This window comes from Streptomyces sp. NPDC057099, assembly GCF_042671245.1.
In the GTDB taxonomy this organism is placed as follows: Bacteria; Actinomycetota; Actinomycetes; order Streptomycetales; family Streptomycetaceae; genus Streptomyces; species Streptomyces purpurascens.
Window position 1 is genome coordinate 39,673 of sequence record NZ_JBHUTX010000005.1, and the last position, 18,479, is coordinate 58,151.

Consider the following 18,479-nt stretch of genomic DNA (forward strand, 5'->3'; position numbering starts at 1 on the left):
CAGACCTTTCTCATCCACACCCGGGAACATTCTCGATCGCGAATCGCGAGGCGCTCACCCCTACACTGAGCTGCGATTTCAAGATGATCGGAGCACGACATGCGTCGCCTCGCCACCGCTTTCGTGGCAGTCAGCGTCCTCGCACTCGCCGGATGCGCGCAGGACTTCGACAAGGGCCCGGAGGGCAAGGTCACCGAGAAGGTCAAGGACGGGAAGAAGTTCTACCTGGTCGTCGACCCCGCCAAGGCCGGTGACGAGACGAAGTTCAGGGTCAGCAAGTACGACTACCACGACTGCAACCGGGGCTCGAAGTACCCCAAGTGCGTCGGGGACTGAGCAGCAGCGTCCGCTAGACGGCCGGGCGGGTGACCACGTTGATGTTGAACGTGTGAGAGCCCAGCCCGCCCGCGATGCCCATGAAGAGCAGGGCGAAGTGCTCCTGTCCGCGTGCGGTGCGGATACCGCCGATGTCGAGCTGGGACGACGGCGGCCAGCCGAGGTCGGTGAGCAGCCGTCCGGTGGTCCGCTTCGCCTCGGTGTCGTCACCGGAGAGGAAGACGGTGCTCGGGCCGTCCAGATCGCCCGGGGCGATCATCACCGTGGAGTCCATGGTGCACAGCGTCTTGACGACGGGGGTCAGGGGGAACGCGTCCTGGATCCGTTCCCCCAGGCTGCTGTTGGGGTGCGAGAGCTCGACGAAGTCGTCGGAGAGGCCGACCCCGACATCGATCAGCGGGACACCGGCCAGCGCCGGGGCCCCGATCGAGTGCAGCAGCTCCACGGAGAAGGTCCCCGGGGTGGCGTTGACCAGGACCTCCGCGTGAGCGGCCGCTTCGCTCAGACTCCCCACGGGGAGCCCGAGGTCCGTCCGTTCCCCGGGTCGGCGTGAGCCGAGGAGGACGTCATGCCCCGCGGCCCTCCAGCCGTGGGCGAGTGCTCGGGCGACGTTGCCGGTGCCAAGTAGTCCGATACGCATGGCTGGGACGCTAGCCGCCGCCGGGACCACGGCGAATCGGGCCCCGGGCCCGGGTGGCCCGGCACGAAAGACCTAGTCCGGTGGTCGCCCACCCGGGACCCTCACGTCCGCCGTCGCCCTACCGCGCCGTGGGCGCGCGCCCCGGCCTCTCCGCCCCCGGGCAGGTCCTCGCGCAGCGGCCGCCGCTCGGCGGCCTTCCGGTACCAGGCGCCGTACCGCTTCGCGAGGACCACCGCTGACATGCCGTGCAGCAGGATGCTGAGCGCGACGGTGACCGCGATCACCCGGCCGAGCAGCTGAAGGCCCGGCACGTGTTCCTCCACCAGGAGAAGCCCGAAGACGACGGAGGCGAGCCCGCGCGGCCCGAACCACCCGATGTAGGCGACCGTGGGCAGGGCCAGGCCGGTCCCGGCCAGGGAGAGGACGACCGGCAGCATCCGGACCACGGTGAGGCTCAGCACGGCGTAGACGATGATCCGCCAGTCGAGGTCGTCCAGCGTCGGCCCGAGCAGGACGGCACCGAAGACCAGGAAGCTCAACGAGGCGAGAAGGTCGGCGAGATGCCCGGCGAGACCGGCGGAGTCGTCTACGGCGGCCGGTGGCTCGGCCGGTGCCTTCGCCGAATCAGCCGGTGCCTTCGCCGCATCAGCCGACGCCTTCGCCGGTCCGCTCCGCCGTACGGAGACACCGAAGGCGAAACCGGCCACCCAGGCCGCGATGAAGCCGCTCCCGTCGAAGGCGACGGCCACCGCGTACGAGCCCACGGCCACGGCCAGGACGAAGGTCTGCCGCCAGTCACCACCGATCCAGCCCCGCGCACGCGACCACCGCAACAGCCACCCGCCGAGCCCTCCCGCGACCAGTCCCCACGCGGTACTGAGCACCAGCGCCCGCCAGAAGACCCCGGCGGCTCCCTCCTCCGAGGCCATGGTTCCGGGCAGGGCGGCGAGGAAGAGGACGAAGAAGGGCAGCGCCATACCGTCGTTGAGGCCGGATTCGACGTTCAGGCCGCCGCGCACCAGCGGGGGCACACGCCGGTCGGAGACCGCCGTCTTGCCGAGCGCGGCGTCGGTCGGGGCGAGCACCGCACCGAGCAGGGCCAGTTCCCACAGAGTCAGCCCCGGCAGCAGGGGCCACGCCAGCAGCCACCCGGCTCCGATGGTCAACGGCAGTCCGATCCCCAGCAGGCGGCCGGGGAGGAATCCGCCCAGGCGCAGATCCCGTCGCCGTACGGACATCGCGTCGGTGAACAGGACCAGCGTCAGGGCGGCTTCGACGAGGGTGAGCACGGGGCCCGCGTCGTGCTTCAGGTCGAGCAGGCCGAGCCCGACCGGGCCGATGGCGATCCCGCAGCCGGTGAACACCATCGGCCCCGAGATGACGGTGGTGGCCAGCCGCCGGGAGAAGAGGGCGTACCCCGCCGTCACGGCGGCCACGGCCGCCCCCGCCCACACGCTGCCGCTCACCGTGTCCCCGGTGGGTCGCGTCGCGGGCGGTTACGGGTGGAGGACCTTCTCCTCGGCCTGGCGGAACTCCTCGTCGGAGATGTCGCCGCGGGCGCGGATCTGCGAGAGCTTGGCGAGCTGGTCCGCCTCGTCGGCGGGGCCGGTGGCGCCGACGGTCTCGCGGATGTAGCGGTCCGTCTCGTCCCTCCGGGCCTTGACGTGGTCCTGTTCCCGCTTGCCCATGCCCTTGCCCCTGGCGACGACGTAGACGAAGACGCCCAGGAAGGGCCCATGGCTTCTCCCGCAGACGAGGAAACAGCGCTTACTGACAGGTATTTCCCACTTGTCAACATTAGCGAGGGCGGGCGGTAGCCGCATGGCCGGCGCCGGCGGCCGCCCGGACGGGCCAGGAGCGGCAGGTCATGGCTACTGCGGCGTCAGCAGCGTCGGCGCGTGGAACTCCCCGAGTCCCGTGACCCGGTCCCGGTCCAGCCAGTAGCGGCGCGGCTCCGCGAGCATGACGGCCACGCTGACGGCGGTGACCCCGGGGATCCTCGCCAACTCGCCGTCGATGAAGCGGGCCAGGGCGGAGCGGTCGGCGACCAGGCCGGTGGCGAGGACCGACAGGTCGCTGGCGACATGCGCGGCGAGGCGGGTCTGGGGGAGCTGGTCGATGCGGCGCATGACCTCGGGGGTCTCGCCGGGCTCGACGCGCAGCCGCAGCATGAACGGGGTCCGGAAGCCGAGCCACTCCGACACGATCTCCAGCCGGGGCTGGACCCAGCGCTCGTCCAGGACCCGGCGTACGACGCGGTGCGCGGTGGAGGTGGCCAGGTCCGCGGCCCGGGCGATGCTCGCGGCGGAGGCGCGGCCGTCCCGCAGCAGCAGGGCGACGACCGTGCGCTCGGACTCGCTCGGCGGCCGGTCGGGGGGCGTGGCCGTCGCGGTGCCCTCCGGCCGCGTGCCGGTCAGCTCCAGCAGGCCGGCCCGCTCGCCGCCGGTCAGGAACTGCGGGTCCCAGGTGATGCCCCGGCGCAGGGTGCTGAGCGCGGGCAGGGCGTTGACGCGGCGGACGCCGGGGACCGAGAACATCCGGTCGATCGCCTCGCTCGTGGCCGCCTCCGAGGGGGCGTGGACGACGGCGTAGAGGGGGTAGTCGCCGGAGATCTGCGCCAGCAGCTGGAGGTGAGGGAGGGCGCGCAGCCGGTCCAGGACGGCCAGCGGGGTCTCGCCGGTGATGTCCAGGAAGACGTGGACCGGCATCGCCGTGGAGTGCATGCCCCAGTCGGCCTGCCCGATGACGCGCACCATCCGGGCCTCGTGCAGCCGGTCGAAGCGGCGCTTCAGCGTGCCGGCGTCGGCGGACAGGATCCCGCCGATGTCGTCCCAGGTCGCCCGGGGGGCCAGGTGCAGCGCCCCGATCAGGCGCCGGTCGAGCTCGTCGAGGAGAGGGCGCGTCATGGTGCCCCACCTTAGACCGCGAGCAGCTGCCGATTAATCCCGCTGTTACACACAGGGGCTAGAGAATCTCTCACTTCGCTGTCATGGTTTGCGGAAACGTCCCCCCGTCGACGTCCCCCGGCGTCCCCCGAAACGTCCCCGACGTCCCCCAGCGCGTCCCCACGCGTCGCCTCGCAACCTCCCCTCATGCGCGAAGAGGTACCCATGAGCGCCACCTCCACCGACCCCCGGCCCACCGAGCCCCCGTCGAGAGCCCTGCGTGCCGCGTTCCGCGCCTTCGCGGCGATCGAGAAGGTCGGCAACAAACTGCCCAACCCCTTCTGGCTGTTCTGGATCCTCGCCGGGGTCGTGATCGTCCTCAGCGCGATCCTCGCGGCCGCCGGTGTCGGCACCGTGCACCCCGGCACGCACGACACCATCGAGGTGCGCAGCCTGCTCGGCAAGGCGGGGCTGACGACGATGGTCGAGGACGCCGTCGACAACTTCGCGACCTTCCCGCCGCTGGCCACCATCCTCATCGTGGGCTTCGGCATCGCCGTCGCCGAGGCCAGCGGCCTGTTCACGACCCTGCTGCGCCGCATGGTCGCGCGGGTACCGGGCAAGTACCTCACCTTCGCGCTGTCGATGACGGCGATGGTCGCGCATGTCGCCGGTGACGCCGCGTACGTCACGCTCATCCCGCTCGGCGCGCTCATCTTCCGCGCGGCCGGCCGCAGCCCCGTCCTCGGCTGCGTCGTCGCCTACGTCGCCATCTCCGCCGGCTACGACGCCTCACCGGCGATCACCACCACCGACACCCTGCTGTCGTCGATCTCCACGGCCGCGGCCCACACCATCGACCCGGACCACGTCGTCACCCCGGTCGCGAACTACTTCTTCGGCCTCGCCTCGTCCGTCCTGGTCGCCCTCGTCATCACGGTCGTCGTCGAGAAGGTCATCGCCAGACGCTCGGACCTGGACCCCGACGAGCCGGTCGAGGCGCTGACCGCCGAGGAGCTGAAGGCGGTCGAGGTCACCCCGGAACAGCGCCGCGCCCTGCGCCGGACCGGCATCGCCGCGCTCGGCTTCGTCGCGGTGATCGCGGCAGCCATGGTCCCGGCGGACTCCCCGCTGCGCGGCGCGCACGGCTCCCTGGTCGAGTCCCCGGTGATCACCGGCATGTCGGTCGTGCTGTTCCTGTTCTTCTCCCTGCTCGGCTGGGTCTACGGGCGCGGCGTAGGGACCTTCCGCACCGCGAACGACATCGTCGACGCGCTGGTCGAGGGCGCCCGCAGCTACGCCCCGATCCTCGTGCTGTTCTTCGCGATCTCCCAGTTCCTCGCCTACTTCAAGTGGACGAACATCGGCAACGTCATCGCCATCGAGGGCGCCGAGACGCTGAAGGGCATGCACCTCAGCGGCTGGACCGTGCTGGTCGGCATCGCCGTACTGATCACCTTCATGAACCTGGTCATCACCAGCGGCTCCGCCCTGTGGGCGCTGGCGGCCCCGGTGCTCATCCCGATGCTGATGCTCATCGGCATCGAGCCGGAGACCACCCAGGCCGTCTACCGCGTCGCCGACTCGGTCACCAACTGCGTGACCCCGATGAGCCCCTACTTCGCCATGTGCCTGGGCTTCATCCAGCAGCACAAGAGGTCCGCCGGCATCGGCACGCTGGCCTCCTTCACCATCCCGATCGCCGCCGTCGTCTGGATCGTCTGGGTCGCCTTCTTCGTGGCCTGGTACCTGCTCGGCATCCCCTTCGGCGTCGGCTGACCCGACCCACCCCCACAGCCCGCACGACACCGTCGTACGAGACGTGCGACAGACACGAGAAAGCCGGTCATGACCACATCGTCACCCGCACCCGCCGCCGTCACCGCCCGCGCACGGGAGGTCTCTTCGGAGATCGTCACCGACATCCTCGCCCTCGTCCGTCAGGAGACCGGGAGCCACGACCTGCCCGGACTCGCGGCGGGCCTCGACCTCCTGCGGGAGCTGACCGTCCACAGGCTGGGGAAGCCCGACCGCGAGCGGCGGTACGACGGAGGCGCGTGCGGTGACACCCTCACCCTGACGTACCAGGGCACCGGACCCGGGCACGTCGCCCTCGTCGGCCACTACGACACGGTGTGGCCGACCGGCACGCTCGCCGGATGGGAGCAGCCGCCGGCCGGACCCGACGGCCGGGAGAAGCTCAGCGGGCCGGGCATCTTCGACATGAAGACCGGCCTGGCCCAGGGCATCTGGGCCCTGCGGCTGGCCCGCGAGAGCGGGGCGCCCCTGCCCACCGTCACCTTCCTCTTCAACGGCGACGAGGAGATCGGCTCCCTCTCGTCCCGCCCGGTGATCGAGGAGACCGCCCGGAAGGCCGACGCCACGCTGGTCCTGGAGCCCACCGCCCATGGCGCGGTCAAGACCGCCCGCAAGGGCTCCGGGATCTTCCAGGTCACCGCCACCGGGGTCGAGGCGCACGCCGGGCTGGCACCGCAGGACGGGGCGAGCGCGATCACCGCGCTGTCCGAGTTCGTCCTCGCCGCGGCGCGGATCGCCCGCCCCGAGAAGGGCACGACCATCAACACCGGCCTGATCAGCGGCGGTTCGGCCACCAACGTCGTCGCGGGCCGGGCCAAGGCCAGTGTCGACATCCGGGTCAGCAGCGAGCCCGAACAGGACCGTGTGGACGCCGAGTTCGCCGCCATCGAGGTCAGCGATCCCCGCGTCCGCATCGAGGTCGACCATGCCTGGAACCGGCCGCCCATGACCCTGAACGCCGCCTCCGCCCCGCTTCTCGCCCTCGCCCGTGACGTCGCCCGCGGGCAGGGCCGTGCCGACCTCGCCACTGCCGCCGTCGGCGGTGCCAGCGACGCCAACTTCGTCGCGGCTCTCGGCCTGCCGGTCCTGTGCGGGATGGGCGCGATCGGCGACGGTGCCCACGCCCGGGGCGAGTTCATCCACCCCGACACGGTGCCCGCCCAGACGGCCCTGGTCGCCGGTCTGCTGGCCCGGCTGACGGAGCCGCCGCGGGGCTGAACGCGGCGGGCGGGGGTAGGCGGTTCCGGCAAGGTTCCCCCGAACGGAAGTGATGCCCGCCCCATGACCGAGACACGAGACGTCGTCGAACTCATCCTCCAGGACCACAGAAGGATGGAGGATCTCTTCCATCTGATGCGCAGCGTCGAAGCCGACCGGGCAGCCGCCCTGCGGGAGTTCGCCGATCTGCTGATCGCGCACGCGCTGGCCGAGGAGTCCGAGGTGTACCCCGCCCTCGAGCGCTACCAGAACATCGACGACGACGAGCTCGAGCACGGCGAGGAGGAGCACGAGGAGGGCAACAAGGCGCTTCTCGAACTCCTGGAGGTCGACGAGGTCGGCTCCGCGGAGTGGGACGAGAAGCTCGAAGAGCTGGTCAAGGCCATCACCCACCACACCGACGAGGAAGAGCGCACCATCCTCAACGGCGCCCGCGAGAACGTCGCCATGGACCACCGGGAGGAACTCGGCGGGGCGTTCCTGGCGGAACGGGAGCGCCTGCTGAAGGAGGGCTGCGGCGCGGCGGACAAGGTGCGCCGCCTCGTCCGCTCCTGACCGGCGGCCGGGTCAGACGCGCCCGTGCCCGCCCCTTCGCACCGCGCCGAGCTGGGTGCGGTCCAGGTCGGCGCCGGTGAACTTCTGCGCCACGGCGCGCAGGACGTCTGCCATGGCCCGGGCGGGCGGTGTGGCTTCGCGTGACGCGGCGCGGGCGAGCAGGATGCGGCGGGTGGGGGCGGGAACGTCGGATCCGAACGGCAGCAGGCGGACGTCACTGCGGCGGCTGGTGAGGGCGAGCCGCGGTGCGAGGGAGATGCCCAGGCCGGCCGCGACCATGGCCTGGGCCTCCTGGTAGTCGTGTGAGGCGTAGGCGATGCGCGGTTCGAACCCGGCCCGGTGGCAGCTGCGGCGCAGGACGTCGGCGACGGGGTGGTTGTCGGCGCGGGTGATCCACTCCTGGTCGGCGAGATCGCTGAGGCGCAGCGAGGGCAGGGTGCGCAGCGGGGAGTCGGCAGGGACGACCAGCACGGTGGGGTCGTCGAGCAGGTGGGTGAGCACCAGGGCGTCGTCGTTGACGCGGTTCCACTCGTAGTCCCAGAGTAGCGCCTTCTCGACCTCTCCCGTGTGCAGCATCTCGCGCAGCTGGTCGAGGACCCCGGCGCGTACGACGGTCCGCACACCGGGGTGGCGGCGGCTGAACCGGGTGAGGGCGAGCGGCAGCAGCGAGGCGCTGGCCGTGGGGAACGAGCCGAGCCTGAGCGTGCCCTGGTCCAGGTCGGCGAAGGCGTCCAAGTCGGCTTCCGCTGCCCGCAGTTCGCGGCGGATGGCCTGACCGCGCTCGACCAGGGCGGCGCCCGCGGGGGTGGTGCGAATACCGCGCGGCAACCGTTCCACGAGGGGCTGTCCGGCCTCCCGTTCCAGCTGGGACATCTGCTGGGAAGCGGCTGACGTGGTCATGCCCAGCGCCTCGGCGGCGGCGGTGAGCGAGCCGCGCTCGGCGGCCTCGGTGAGCAGCAGCAGACGACGCACGTTGAGCATGTCTGCGAGTTTAGCTCCACTTAACTGAGGTGAAGAAAACTGCCATTGTGCCCAAGTCTTGCGGCTGCGAAGGTCTTCGCATTCGCCGGAGCGGTTCACCGGGACGCAACGCACCCGTAACCGTCCGCCCCGGCCTTCCCCTTCCGTCTGTGAACCAGGAAGAGCCTCAGCCGTGCACATTCCCGCGACCTTGGTCCGTGGTGGCACCAGCAAATGCTGGTTGTTCAGTCAGGTCCATGTCCCCACCGAACGCGGTGAGCTGGAAAAACTGCTGGTCGCCGCGTACGGCTCCACCGACCCCGTGGAACTGGACGGGGTGGGCGGAGCGACACCGACCACGTCCAAGGCGGCCGTCGTCGGCGTTTCCCCCACGCCCGGCGTGGACGTCGACTACCTGTTCGCGCAGGTCGGCATCGGCACCGGCACGATCGAGTGGACCAGCAACTGCGGAAACTGCGCCACCGGCATCGCCCTGTACGCCGTCGCCAAGGGACTGGTGCCCATCAGCGGCGACCGGACCCGCGTGGTGATGCGCAACAGCAACACCGGCGCCGTCCTGGAAGGGGTGGTGGACACCACCGGCGGCGTGGTACGTCACTTCGGTGACCAGACCGTGCCCGGCACACGAGCCGGCGGCGTGGCGGTGGGGCTTACCTTCCTGAGCCCGGCCGGCAGCACCACCGGCTCCCTGCTGCCCACCGGACAGGCGGCCGAAGAGCTGCGACTCGGCACCGCGGAGCCGCAGCAGGTGACCATGGTGGACGCGGGCGCCCCCGTGGTCCTCGTGGACGCCCCGGGCGCCGGGCGCTCCGGGGCCGAGTCCCTGGAGCAGGTCCGGGCCGACGTGCCCTGGCTGCGCGCGGTCCGCCACACGGCCGCGCCGCTGATGGGACTGCTCGCCCCGGGCCAGGAGCCCGGCGACGCGGTGCCCAAGGTCGGCCTGGTCGGCCCCCCGGTTCCGTACACCACCACGCTGGGCGAGCAGCTCACCGCCGAGGACTACGACGTCTCGGTCCGCATGCTCACCATGAACGCCCCCCACCCGGCGATCGGCCTCACCTCCGCGGTCGCCGTCGCGGCCGCGGGCCTGCTCAAGGACACCGTGGTGTCCCGGGCCGCGGGCGGGCCGACCGGCGAGTGGCTGCGCCTGGGCACCCCCGCCGGTGTCGTGGCCGTCCGCTGCTCGGACCTGCGCGACGGCGTCCCCGACCGCGTCACCGTGCAGCGGGCCGCCCGACTGCTCGCCGACGCACGTATCTACGTACCGGAATCAGGAGCGCGCGACGCCGCCTGAACCGGGATGAATCTCCCCGGACGGTCTCCCCCCAGCCGTCGCCCCGGGGCAGCCCCGCGCCCCCGGGGCGCGCTCTCCCGTCCCCTCCCCGCACCAAGGAACAAAGATGTCTCCTGAAGTGATCTCCATAGGCGCACTGCTGGTGATGTTCGTGGTCGGTACCGTGCTCCCGATCAATCTGGGCATTCTCGCCTTCGTCGCGACCTTCACCGTCGGAACCGCCTCGCTCGGCCTCACCGAGGACGAGATCTTCGAGGGCTTCCCGGTGAAGCTGTTCGTGACGATCGTGGGCGTCACCTATCTGTTCTCCGTCGCCCGCCGCAACGGCACCATCGATCTGCTCGTCGCGGCGGGAGTACGGCTGGTGCGCGGGAAGGTCGCGCTCATCCCCTGGGTGCTGTTCCTGGTCGCCGCGCTGCTGACGGCGTTCGGCACCTTCACCCCCGCCGCCGTGGCGATCCTCGTGCCGATCGCGATGAACTTCGCCTACCGCTACAAGCTGAACCCGCTCGTGGTCGGCATGATGGTGATCAGCGGCGGCCACGCCGGAGCGTTCTCCCCGCTCGCCGTCTCCGGTGCGCTGGTGCTCGGCATGGTCGACAAGACCGAGCTGGACGTCTCACCCGTCGCGCTGTTCACCGCCAGTTTCGTGATCAACCTGCTGCTGTCGCTCCTGACGTACGTCCTGCTGGCCAAACGCCCGGTCCCGCTGCTCGACCAGGACGAGGCGGCGGACGAGGACGAGGACACCGCCGTGTCCGGCAGGCCCGACTGGCGGCAGTGGCTGACCCTCGCCTGTCTGCTCGGCCTCGTCGTGGGCGCGCTCGGCTTCCAGCTGGAGATCGGCTTCCTGGCCCTGGTCGCGGGTTCCCTGCTGGCGCTGGTAGACATGAAGAGGCAGGAGAAGGCCGTCGACGGCATCAGCTGGGCCACGCTGCTGCTGGTCGCGGGCATGATGACGTACATCGCCATGCTGGAGAAGGCCGGGGTGATCGAGGAGATCTCCGAGCACGCCGCCAACCTGGGCGCACCGCTCGTCGTCGCCCTGCTCCTGTGCTTCACCGTGGCCGTCACCTCGGCCTTCGCCTCCTCCACCGCGATCCTCACCGCGATCATCCCCATCGCCGTGCCGCTGCTGCTCTCCAGCCACCTCAGCGCCGCCGGGCTGATCGCCGCCCTCGCCGTGTCCACCACCATCGTCGACACCTCGCCCTTCTCCACCAACGGCGCCCTGGTCCTGGCCAACGCCCGCGGCGTCGACGCCCGCCGCTTCTACCGCCAGGTCATCGGCTACACCGGCGGCATCGTGGCCCTCGGCCCCGTCGTGGCGTGGGGTGCGCTGGTTCTGCCCTGGTCGTAGCGCAGGGGTGCGACAGCGGGACGGCATCGTGGCCGATAGATCGGGTGAATAAGGGCGCTAATCGGGTGACTCAACCCCAACGCCCGAGCGCATCCAGCAGTTCAGAGCCGGGTTCTTGTCGAACCCCTGGACAGACTCCGAACCGGTACCCCTTAATACATCCGATGTGTCACATCAGGTCAGCCCCACCGCAGTCCATGCCGTCGAGCCACAGGAGTGGGCCATGTCCTCACGAAGGATGACTCGCCGTACGTTTCTCGGCGCCGCGGGTGCGGCGACCGCCGCGACCGCCCTGCCGATCGTCCCCGGCTTCTCCGGCCTCGTGCCACAGGCAGCGGCGGCGGACACGCAGACCGGCCTGAGCGAGATGGTCGACATGCGGTTCGGCATGTTCAACCACTTCAGCCTCGGCACGTTCACGAACGAGGAGTGGGCGGAACCCAACCAGAGCCCCGCCCTCTTCGCTCCCCCGAGTGTCGACTGCGCGCAGTGGGCCGACGCGGCGGCCGCCGCGAAGATGAGCTACGGCATCCTCACCACCAAGCACCACGACGGCTTCGCCCTGTGGCCGAGCGCCCACGGCACCCAGAACGTGGCGAACAGCTCGTACCGGCAGGACGTCGTGCGGGCGTACTGCGACGCCTTCCGGGCGAAGGGGCTGAAGGTCGGGTTCTACTACTCGATCTGGGACCGCACCTTCGGCGTCGAGGCCTGGGAGAGCCGGCACAAGGTGACCGGACTCGAAGTCACCGACGCCGTCCAGCCCGCCGACATGACCTTCATACTCGGCCAGATCACCGAGCTGCTCAGCGACTACGGCACCATCGACATCTTCATGACCGACGGCTACGCCTGGCAGATGGGCCAGCAGGCCGTGTCGTACCAGAGGATCCGCGCCCTGGTGAAGGAGCTCCAGCCGGACTGCGTGATGATCGACATCGGCGGACTGGTCGAGCCGTTCCTCAGCGACGCGATCTTCTTCGAGGAGCCGCTGGGCATCACGGCACCGGCCGGCAACACCTACGCCGGAATGCAGGGGCAGACCATCAGCAACGGCTGGTTCTGGCACCCCTCCACCCCGACCGAGAGCCTCATGAGCAAGGCCGCGATCCTCTCGCACCTGGCCGACCTGGAGCCGAAGTACACCTCGTTCATCCTCAACTGCCCGCCCAACCGCGACGGTCGGCTGGACACCAACGTCGTCAACCGCCTCGCCGAGGTCGGCGCGGCCTGGAGCCCCGACACCTCCAGGCCACCCCTCCCCGCCCAACTGCCGCGCGCCGAGCACCCCGTCACACCGGTCAACGCGTACGCGACTGCCTTCCACACCGGCGAGGGGCCGCTGCACGCCATCGACGGACTCAGCGACGTCCGCTACGAGACCTGCTGGTCGACCTGGAGCCTGCCCCTGCCCCAGTCGATCACGATCGACCTGGGCGGGGTGTGGAGCAACATCTCCACCCTCGAGTACCTGCCCAAGCAGTGGAACCGCACCGACTCCATCGACGGCGACATCACCTCGTACACCATCCTGACCAGCACCGACGGGACCACGTTCGCCCAGGTCGCCACCGGCACCTGGGCGGGCAACGGCAAGACCAAGCTGGTCGAATGGCCCGCCCGGAAGGTGGGCTTCGTACGCATCCAGGTCGACGCGGCCACCGGCGACTACGCCAACATCGGCGGCCTCAGGATCGGCGGCCGCACCGCCAAGCCCGCGCTGATCTCCACCACACTGCCCGGCAAGGGCACCGTCTACCGGCTGGTCGCCCGGCACAGCGGCAAGGTCGCCGGTGTGCCGGGCGCGCACACCGCCAACGGCACCTACATCCATCAGTGGCCATGGCGCAACCGAGCGAACCAGAAGTGGACCTTCACCAGCACCGGCGACGGCTACTACAAGATCAAGGGCGTGGGCAGCGGCAAGCTCCTGGAAGTCGCGGGCCTCTCCCGCGCGGACGGCGGCAACGCCGACATCTGGGCAGACGCCAACGCCCCCCAGCAGCACTGGGCCGTCACACCCACCGGTGACGGGCACTACTTCCTCACCAACCGCTACAGCGGGCTCTCCCTCGGCGTCGACGAGGGCAGCACCGCCGACGGAGCCGACCTCGAACAACAGCCGTACGTGTCGCAGGAACGCCAGCAATGGCGGATCGTCCCTGTCTGACCAGGGCTCGGTGAAGGCTCAACCTCGCAGAGTCTTGACCATGACCGCGTACACCGGCGAGTCGGCGAACGGCTGCTGTTCGCCGACCTTGGCGTACCCCCACGCCCCGTACAGCTCCCGCACCTTGGGATGCGTCACGTCGACGAGCAGCACCGCGAGATCCTCAGCGCGCCCCTCCAGCAGAGCCTCGTGAAGCCGCTCGGAGACGCCCTGCTTGCGCCAGCGCGGGCGCACCATCACCTCGGACACGGCGTAGGTGGTGGTGCGGCCGCTGATCGGCTCGTAGCCGGCGGACCGCCACCATTCCCGGCCGGTTGCGAGCGGGGCGCCATAGGCGAAGCCGGCCGGTTCCTCCGCGTCGTACGCGACGACGCAGGAGAAGCCGTTCATGCCGCTCCAGTGGTCCACGAACCAGGCGAAGCGCTGGTGGAAGGGGTCGTCCATCTGGTCGGCGTAGGCGTCGGCGTGTACGTCGATGAGCATCTGCCGGAAGTCTTCGGGGAGGGTTCCGTGCGGGACGGCGTTCACCGAGGGCGAGCTGGCACAAGACAAGGGCGGAGCCCAAGAGCCCCGCCCGATCAACCAACCCTCACAGAGCTCCCAGCTCAGGGCCACACCAGGCAATAAGGCTGATGCCCCGCCTCATGCAGCCGATGTGAGAAGTCCTGCCACTCGTGCAGCAGTTGGTACACATTGAACGCATCCCGAGGCCCGCCCCGGTCCGGCACCGTCGACCAGATGAAGGCCGCCGCGCCCACCGCCTCCTCGCCGATGCCCCGGAGGGGGTCGACGACGGTCATCGGGAGTTTGACCACGGCGTAGTCGGGGTGGAGGACGACCAGTTCCAGGGGCGGGACCTTGTGCAGGGGGACGCCCTCGATGCCCGTGAGGACCATCGCCGCCATGGTCTCCGGCTTGATCTTGGTGAACATGCCGTTCATGCCGAGCTCGTCGCCGCCGAGTTCCTCGGGGCGCATCGAGATCGGGACGCGGGCCGCCGTCGCACCGTCGGGTGCGCCGAAGTATTTGTACGTCACCCCCACCCGGCCACCATTCCTGCTCCCCGCACGAAGATCGTCCACCCGGTGTTCAGCCTGAAATTCATCCACGCGACGCTCACCCCGACGTTCAGCCCGAAGATCGTCCAGCCGATGTTCAGTACGTCCGTCGGACCGCTCCGGTTCACTCTGCGGGCTCTGCGTCTGACGAGTTTCCTGGGTGTCCTCCGCCTCGCGCCGGTGCTTGCCCCGCCTGGCACGTCGAGGACCCAGGTCATCGGTCCCCTCGCCCAGTCCGCCACCGCGATGCATATCTCCACCCGACTGCTTTTTCTAGGACGCGTCGCCCCCGCCGCGCAACCCGATCATCGTGTCAGTGACCTCCCCCGCGGCCGCCCGCCGAAACGTGCGCCGAAACATCTGTCCGCAGGATCTTCGCAGCCTCTGACCACCCTGGGCCGTTTGATCTGTGTGTATCAGGTCCAGTCTCGCAGACGGCCGGGAATCGCGGGCTGGATGAGGGTTCGCCCACACCTTGTGAGTCCGCAGCGGCGTCCGGAGCAGCGTCCACTGAGGAGTCCGCAGCGCGTCCGCCGCGGCATCCCCCGGCGCCCCTCCGCCCCGTAATCTCCCCTGGCCTACCCTGAACAGGTCACTGAACAGGTCACGGGCACCCGGAGCCCGACAACGTCGGAGAAGGTCGGAGAAGTCGCAGGTCATGAGCGAACTGGCATATCCGTATGAAGCACCGGCCTCGCAGGCTCTGTTCGACCGCGCGGCGGCCGTCACGCCCGGCGGTGTGAACTCACCGGTACGGGCCTTCCGCGCCGTCGGCGGCACGCCGCGGTTCATGGTGTCCGGAACCGGCCCGTATCTGACGGACGCCGACGGACGCGAGTACGTCGACCTCGTGTGCTCCTGGGGGCCCATGATCCTCGGGCACTCGCACCCCGAGGTCATCGCCGCCGTCCAGGACGCCGTCGCCCGCGGTACGTCCTTCGGTACGCCCGGTGAGGGCGAGGTCGCGCTCGCCGAGGAGATGGTCGCCCGGGTCGGACCGCTGGAGCAGGTCCGGCTGGTGTCCAGCGGCACCGAGGCGACCATGTCGGCGATCCGCCTCGCGCGCGGGTTCACCCAGCGCACCAAGGTGATCAAGTTCGCCGGGTGCTACCACGGCCACGTCGACTCGCTGCTCGCCGCGGCCGGCAGCGGTGTCGCCACGTTCGCGCTGCCCGACACCCCGGGCGTCACCGGCGCCCAGGCAGGCGACACCGTCGTCCTGCCCTACAACGACCTCGACGCCGTACGCGAGGCCTTCGCCGCCCACCCCGGCGAGATCGCCTGCGTGATCACCGAGGCCTCCCCGGGCAACATGGGCGTCGTACCGCCCGCGGACGGCTTCAACCAGGGGCTCAAGGACATCTGCTCCGAGAACGGCGCCCTCTACGTCTCCGACGAGGTCATGACCGGCTTCCGGACCAGCCGCGCCGGATGGTTCGGGGTCGACGGCGTCGTCCCCGACCTGATGACCTTCGGCAAGGTCATGGGCGGCGGCTTCCCCGCCGCGGCCTTCGGCGGGCGCGCGGACGTCATGGCGCACCTCGCTCCGGCCGGGCCCGTCTACCAGGCCGGCACGCTGTCCGGGAACCCGATCGCCACCGCGGCCGGCCTCGCCCAGCTGCGGCTGCTCGACGACGCCGCCTACGCCAAGGTCGACGCCGTCTCGAAGCGGATCCAGGGCCTCGTCACCGACGCCCTGACCAAGGAGGGCGTCGCGCACACGCTGCAGAACGCCTCCAACATGTTCTCCGTGTTCTTCACCGACCGGCCGGTCAGGAACTACGAGGACGCCAAGGCGCAGGAGTCCTTCCGCTTCACCGCCTTCTTCCACTCGCTGCTCGCCGACGGTGTGTACCTGCCGCCGTCGTCCTTCGAGTCCTGGTTCGTGTCCACCGCGCACGACGAGCGCGCCCTGCAGCGGATCGCCGACGCCCTCCCGGCAGCGGCCCGCGCGGCCGCGGAGGCGACGGCATGAGCGACGAGAGCAACGGCGTGAGCCAGGAGACGGACGACGACATCACCGTCGTCCATGTCATGCGCCACGGCGAGGTCGCCAACCCGGACGGCATCCTCTACGGCCGTCTGCCCGGCTACCACCTCTCCGAGCTGGGCCGGCGCATGGCGGACCGGGTCGCCGAGCACCTCGCGGATCGTGATGTGACCCACGTCGTCGCCTCCCCGCTGGAGCGGGCGCGGGAGACGGCCGAGCCGATCGCCAAGGCGCACGGCCTCGACCTCGCCACCGACGAGCGGCTCATCGAGGCCGACAACATCTTCCAGGGGAAGACGTTCGGCGTCGGGGACGGGGCGCTGCGCAAGCCCGGCAACTGGAAGCACCTGGTCAACCCGCTGAAGCCGTCCTGGGGCGAGCCGTACGTCGACCAGGTCGTCCGCATGATGAGCGCGCTGAGCACGGCGAAGGACCGGGCCCGGGGGCACGAGGCGGTCGTGGTCAGCCATCAGCTGCCGATCTGGATCGTGCGGTCGTACGTGGAGCGGCGGCGGCTGTGGCACGACCCGCGCAAGCGGCAGTGCACGCTCGCCTCGCTGACGACCTTCACGTTCCGGGGCGACCGGATCGTCTCCGTCGGCTACACCGAGCCGGCCCGCGATCTCGTCCCGGCGCATCTCCTGGCGGGTGCCAAGCCGGTGAAGGGGAAGGACAAGGCCTTCGGCGCGTAAGCCCTTTCTGTTCGCTTCTGACTCTCCCGTTACGGAATCTGCAAGATTCTGAGGAACCTCCCCGTTCATCACCTCCTCTGACTGGGTGACCGCCAGAGAACGTTGATGAACGGGGATGCCATGCGCCCTTACTCCCGCAGGGGAATGCTCGGAATCGGCGCGGGTGCCGCGGCCGCCGTCTCGCTCGCCGGATGCGGCGGCCTCACGGGGTCAGATGGGTCGAGTCACGCCGACGGTTCCGGAGATTCCGCGCAAGGCGGCTCCAAGCCCAAGCCGAAGCCCACCGCCCGCCCCCTCGGCGACGGCTCCACCGCCTACACCGGCAAGCAGCCCCACCAGCCCGGCAAGCCCGAGCCGCTGGAGCCCGGCCAGGCCCCGCCGCAGTTCGTCGTGTTCTCCTGGGACGGCGCCGGCGAGGTCGGCAACGGGCTCTTCCCGCGCTTCCTGGACCTGGCCAAGGAGCACGGCGCGAGCATGACCTTCTTCCTGTCCGGGCTGTATCTCCTGCCCGAGTCGAAGAAGCGCCTCTACGACCCGCCGAACAACCCGCGTGGCGCCTCCGACATCGGCTACCTCACCGACGGCCACGTCAAGGACACCCTGAAGAACGTCCGCCGGGCCTGGCTGGAGGGTCACGAGATCGGCACCCACTTCAACGGGCACTTCTGCGGCGAGACCCACGGCTCGGTCAAGAACTGGACGCCGCAGCAGTGGCGCAGCGAGATCGACCAGGCGAAGTCCTTCGTCAAGGAGTGGCGCACCAACACCGGCTGGACCGATCTGCCGTCGCTGCCCTTCGACTACGACAAGGAGCTCGTCGGCGGCCGTACGCCCTGTCTGCTCGGCCAGGACAACCTGCTGCCCACCGCCCGCGAGCTCGGCTGGCGCTACGACGCCTCCTCGCCCGGCGGCCGCCAGGTCTGGCCCGTGAAGCGGCAGGGGATCTGGGACCTGCCCCTGCAGCAGATACCGTTCCCCGGCCGGGGCTTCGAGGTCCTCTCCATGGACTACAACATGCTGGCAAATCAGTCCATAAGCACCACAAAGGCGCCCGCGCACAACTACCCGGGCTGGCGGGAGCAGTCGGCCCAGGCGTACATCCAGGGCTTCCGGCGGGCCTACGAGTCCAATCGCGCGCCCCTCTTCATCGGCAACCACTTCGAGCAGTGGAACGGCGGCATCTACATGGACGCCGTGGAGGAGGCCTTCAAGCACATCGCGCGCGAGAAGGACAAGGGCGCGGATGTGCGCCTCGTCTCCTTCCGGCAGTTCACCGACTGGCTGGACGTGCAGAAGCCCGAGGTGCTCGCGGGGCTCCGTACGCTCGAGGTCGGGCAGCAACCGGCCGGTGGCTGGAAGGGGTTCGTCGAGAAGGACGCGCAGGGGACCGTGGCGCCCTCGCGAAACGCTGCCTGAAATGCGGTTTTCCGCCCGCAAGGGGGGTGCGCGAGAGCCTCGGAACGGGCATGCGAAACTTTTCAC

The 18,479-nt window shown here is 70.2% G+C and carries 17 protein-coding genes; 10 read left to right on the forward strand and 7 right to left on the reverse strand.

The window, feature by feature from the left end:
- The first annotated feature begins 99 nt into the window (after positions 1-99).
- Positions 100-336, forward strand: coding sequence for a hypothetical protein (locus ACFT4A_RS08720; RefSeq protein WP_031102696.1), 237 nt, complete (start codon positions 100-102; stop codon positions 334-336).
- A 13-nt stretch (positions 337-349) separates the two neighbouring features.
- Here ACFT4A_RS08720 and ACFT4A_RS08725 read toward each other — a convergent pair whose 3' ends face one another.
- The 4 genes from ACFT4A_RS08725 to ACFT4A_RS08740 all read right to left on the reverse strand — a co-directional run bounded on the left by ACFT4A_RS08725 (position 350) and on the right by ACFT4A_RS08740 (position 3,882).
- A complete protein-coding gene (locus ACFT4A_RS08725) occupies positions 350-976 on the reverse strand; it encodes an NADPH-dependent F420 reductase (RefSeq protein WP_382827228.1) in 627 nt (208 codons plus the stop codon).
- 101 nt (positions 977-1,077) lie between these two features.
- On the reverse strand, positions 1,078-2,442 hold the full coding sequence (locus ACFT4A_RS08730; RefSeq protein WP_382827229.1) for a cation:proton antiporter: 1,365 nt from the start codon (positions 2,440-2,442) through the stop codon (positions 1,078-1,080).
- Positions 2,443-2,472: 30 nt separating this feature from the next.
- A complete protein-coding gene (locus ACFT4A_RS08735; RefSeq protein ID WP_382827231.1) occupies positions 2,473-2,664 on the reverse strand; it encodes an SHOCT domain-containing protein in 192 nt (63 codons plus the stop codon).
- Positions 2,665-2,847: 183 nt separating this feature from the next.
- On the reverse strand, positions 2,848-3,882 hold the full coding sequence (locus ACFT4A_RS08740; protein WP_382827233.1) for an Lrp/AsnC ligand binding domain-containing protein: 1,035 nt from the start codon (positions 3,880-3,882) through the stop codon (positions 2,848-2,850).
- 204 nt (positions 3,883-4,086) lie between these two features.
- Here ACFT4A_RS08740 and ACFT4A_RS08745 point away from each other — a divergent pair, with 204 nt between their 5' ends.
- The 3 genes from ACFT4A_RS08745 (at position 4,087) to ACFT4A_RS08755 (ending at position 7,452) form a co-directional block, all read left to right on the forward strand.
- Positions 4,087-5,640: an AbgT family transporter gene (locus ACFT4A_RS08745; protein WP_382827234.1), complete on the forward strand. Its 1,554-nt coding sequence runs from the start codon at positions 4,087-4,089 to the stop codon at positions 5,638-5,640.
- Positions 5,641-5,709: 69 nt separating this feature from the next.
- The gene (locus ACFT4A_RS08750; RefSeq protein WP_382827236.1) at positions 5,710-6,897 is read left to right on the forward strand and encodes a M20 family metallopeptidase; all 1,188 of its coding nucleotides are present in this window, start codon (positions 5,710-5,712) and stop codon (positions 6,895-6,897) included.
- 63 nt (positions 6,898-6,960) lie between these two features.
- Positions 6,961-7,452, forward strand: a complete 492-nt coding sequence (locus tag ACFT4A_RS08755; RefSeq protein ID WP_382827238.1) for a hemerythrin domain-containing protein — start codon at positions 6,961-6,963, stop codon at positions 7,450-7,452.
- A 12-nt stretch (positions 7,453-7,464) separates the two neighbouring features.
- On the opposite strand, the gene ACFT4A_RS08760 is transcribed toward ACFT4A_RS08755, so the two are convergent.
- Positions 7,465-8,433 carry a LysR family transcriptional regulator gene (locus ACFT4A_RS08760; protein WP_382827240.1) on the reverse strand — a complete coding sequence of 323 codons (969 nt, stop codon included), beginning with the start codon at positions 8,431-8,433 and terminating at the stop codon, positions 7,465-7,467.
- Positions 8,434-8,605: 172 nt separating this feature from the next.
- Between ACFT4A_RS08760 and ACFT4A_RS08765 the strand changes: the two genes are divergently transcribed.
- The 3 genes from ACFT4A_RS08765 (at position 8,606) to ACFT4A_RS08775 (ending at position 13,257) form a co-directional block, all read left to right on the forward strand.
- The gene (locus ACFT4A_RS08765; RefSeq protein ID WP_382827242.1) at positions 8,606-9,727 is read left to right on the forward strand and encodes a PrpF domain-containing protein; all 1,122 of its coding nucleotides are present in this window, start codon (positions 8,606-8,608) and stop codon (positions 9,725-9,727) included.
- A 106-nt stretch (positions 9,728-9,833) separates the two neighbouring features.
- Positions 9,834-11,087: an SLC13 family permease gene (locus ACFT4A_RS08770; protein ID WP_382827243.1), complete on the forward strand. Its 1,254-nt coding sequence runs from the start codon at positions 9,834-9,836 to the stop codon at positions 11,085-11,087.
- 223 nt (positions 11,088-11,310) lie between these two features.
- On the forward strand, positions 11,311-13,257 hold the full coding sequence (locus tag ACFT4A_RS08775; protein ID WP_382827245.1) for an RICIN domain-containing protein: 1,947 nt from the start codon (positions 11,311-11,313) through the stop codon (positions 13,255-13,257).
- An 18-nt stretch (positions 13,258-13,275) separates the two neighbouring features.
- Here the strand turns inward: ACFT4A_RS08775 and ACFT4A_RS08780 are convergent, their stop codons facing one another.
- Positions 13,276-13,740 (reverse strand): GNAT family N-acetyltransferase, encoded by a 465-nt coding sequence (locus ACFT4A_RS08780; RefSeq protein WP_382827247.1) that lies wholly within the window; start codon positions 13,738-13,740, stop codon positions 13,276-13,278.
- A 122-nt stretch (positions 13,741-13,862) separates the two neighbouring features.
- Positions 13,863-14,300: a hypothetical protein gene (locus ACFT4A_RS08785; protein WP_003974483.1), complete on the reverse strand. Its 438-nt coding sequence runs from the start codon at positions 14,298-14,300 to the stop codon at positions 13,863-13,865.
- A gap of 673 nt (positions 14,301-14,973) precedes the next feature.
- Between ACFT4A_RS08785 and hemL the strand changes: the two genes are divergently transcribed.
- The 3 genes from hemL to ACFT4A_RS08800 all read left to right on the forward strand — a co-directional run bounded on the left by hemL (position 14,974) and on the right by ACFT4A_RS08800 (position 18,413).
- Positions 14,974-16,290: a glutamate-1-semialdehyde 2,1-aminomutase gene (gene hemL, locus ACFT4A_RS08790; protein ID WP_382827249.1), complete on the forward strand. Its 1,317-nt coding sequence runs from the start codon at positions 14,974-14,976 to the stop codon at positions 16,288-16,290.
- Entirely contained in the window at positions 16,287-16,997 is a 711-nt protein-coding gene (locus ACFT4A_RS08795; protein ID WP_382827251.1) for a histidine phosphatase family protein, read from the forward strand. The genes hemL and ACFT4A_RS08795 overlap by 4 nt, the downstream gene beginning before the upstream one ends.
- 120 nt (positions 16,998-17,117) lie before the next feature.
- A complete protein-coding gene (locus tag ACFT4A_RS08800; RefSeq protein ID WP_382827253.1) occupies positions 17,118-18,413 on the forward strand; it encodes a polysaccharide deacetylase family protein in 1,296 nt (431 codons plus the stop codon).
- Positions 18,414-18,479: the final 66 nt, after the last annotated feature.

What these genes read in the sequence shown, in the direction of transcription:
- ACFT4A_RS08780 (WP_382827247.1), bottom strand. Translation starts at nt 13,740, where the DNA reads ATGCTCATCGACGTACACGCCGACGCCTACGCCGACCAGATGGACGAC.
- ACFT4A_RS08735 (WP_382827231.1), bottom strand. Translation starts at nt 2,664, where the DNA reads ATGGGCAAGCGGGAACAGGACCACGTCAAGGCCCGGAGGGACGAGACG.
- hemL (WP_382827249.1), top strand. Translation starts at nt 14,974, where the DNA reads ATGAGCGAACTGGCATATCCGTATGAAGCACCGGCCTCGCAGGCTCTG.
- ACFT4A_RS08745 (WP_382827234.1), top strand. Translation starts at nt 4,087, where the DNA reads ATGAGCGCCACCTCCACCGACCCCCGGCCCACCGAGCCCCCGTCGAGA.
- ACFT4A_RS08750 (WP_382827236.1), top strand. Translation starts at nt 5,710, where the DNA reads ATGACCACATCGTCACCCGCACCCGCCGCCGTCACCGCCCGCGCACGG.
- ACFT4A_RS08760 (WP_382827240.1), bottom strand. Translation starts at nt 8,433, where the DNA reads ATGCTCAACGTGCGTCGTCTGCTGCTGCTCACCGAGGCCGCCGAGCGC.
- ACFT4A_RS08800 (WP_382827253.1), top strand. Translation starts at nt 17,118, where the DNA reads ATGCGCCCTTACTCCCGCAGGGGAATGCTCGGAATCGGCGCGGGTGCC.
- ACFT4A_RS08740 (WP_382827233.1), bottom strand. Translation starts at nt 3,882, where the DNA reads ATGACGCGCCCTCTCCTCGACGAGCTCGACCGGCGCCTGATCGGGGCG.
- ACFT4A_RS08720 (WP_031102696.1), top strand. Translation starts at nt 100, where the DNA reads ATGCGTCGCCTCGCCACCGCTTTCGTGGCAGTCAGCGTCCTCGCACTC.
- ACFT4A_RS08775 (WP_382827245.1), top strand. Translation starts at nt 11,311, where the DNA reads ATGTCCTCACGAAGGATGACTCGCCGTACGTTTCTCGGCGCCGCGGGT.
- ACFT4A_RS08770 (WP_382827243.1), top strand. Translation starts at nt 9,834, where the DNA reads ATGTCTCCTGAAGTGATCTCCATAGGCGCACTGCTGGTGATGTTCGTG.
- ACFT4A_RS08725 (WP_382827228.1), bottom strand. Translation starts at nt 976, where the DNA reads ATGCGTATCGGACTACTTGGCACCGGCAACGTCGCCCGAGCACTCGCC.
- ACFT4A_RS08795 (WP_382827251.1), top strand. Translation starts at nt 16,287, where the DNA reads ATGAGCGACGAGAGCAACGGCGTGAGCCAGGAGACGGACGACGACATC.
- ACFT4A_RS08755 (WP_382827238.1), top strand. Translation starts at nt 6,961, where the DNA reads ATGACCGAGACACGAGACGTCGTCGAACTCATCCTCCAGGACCACAGA.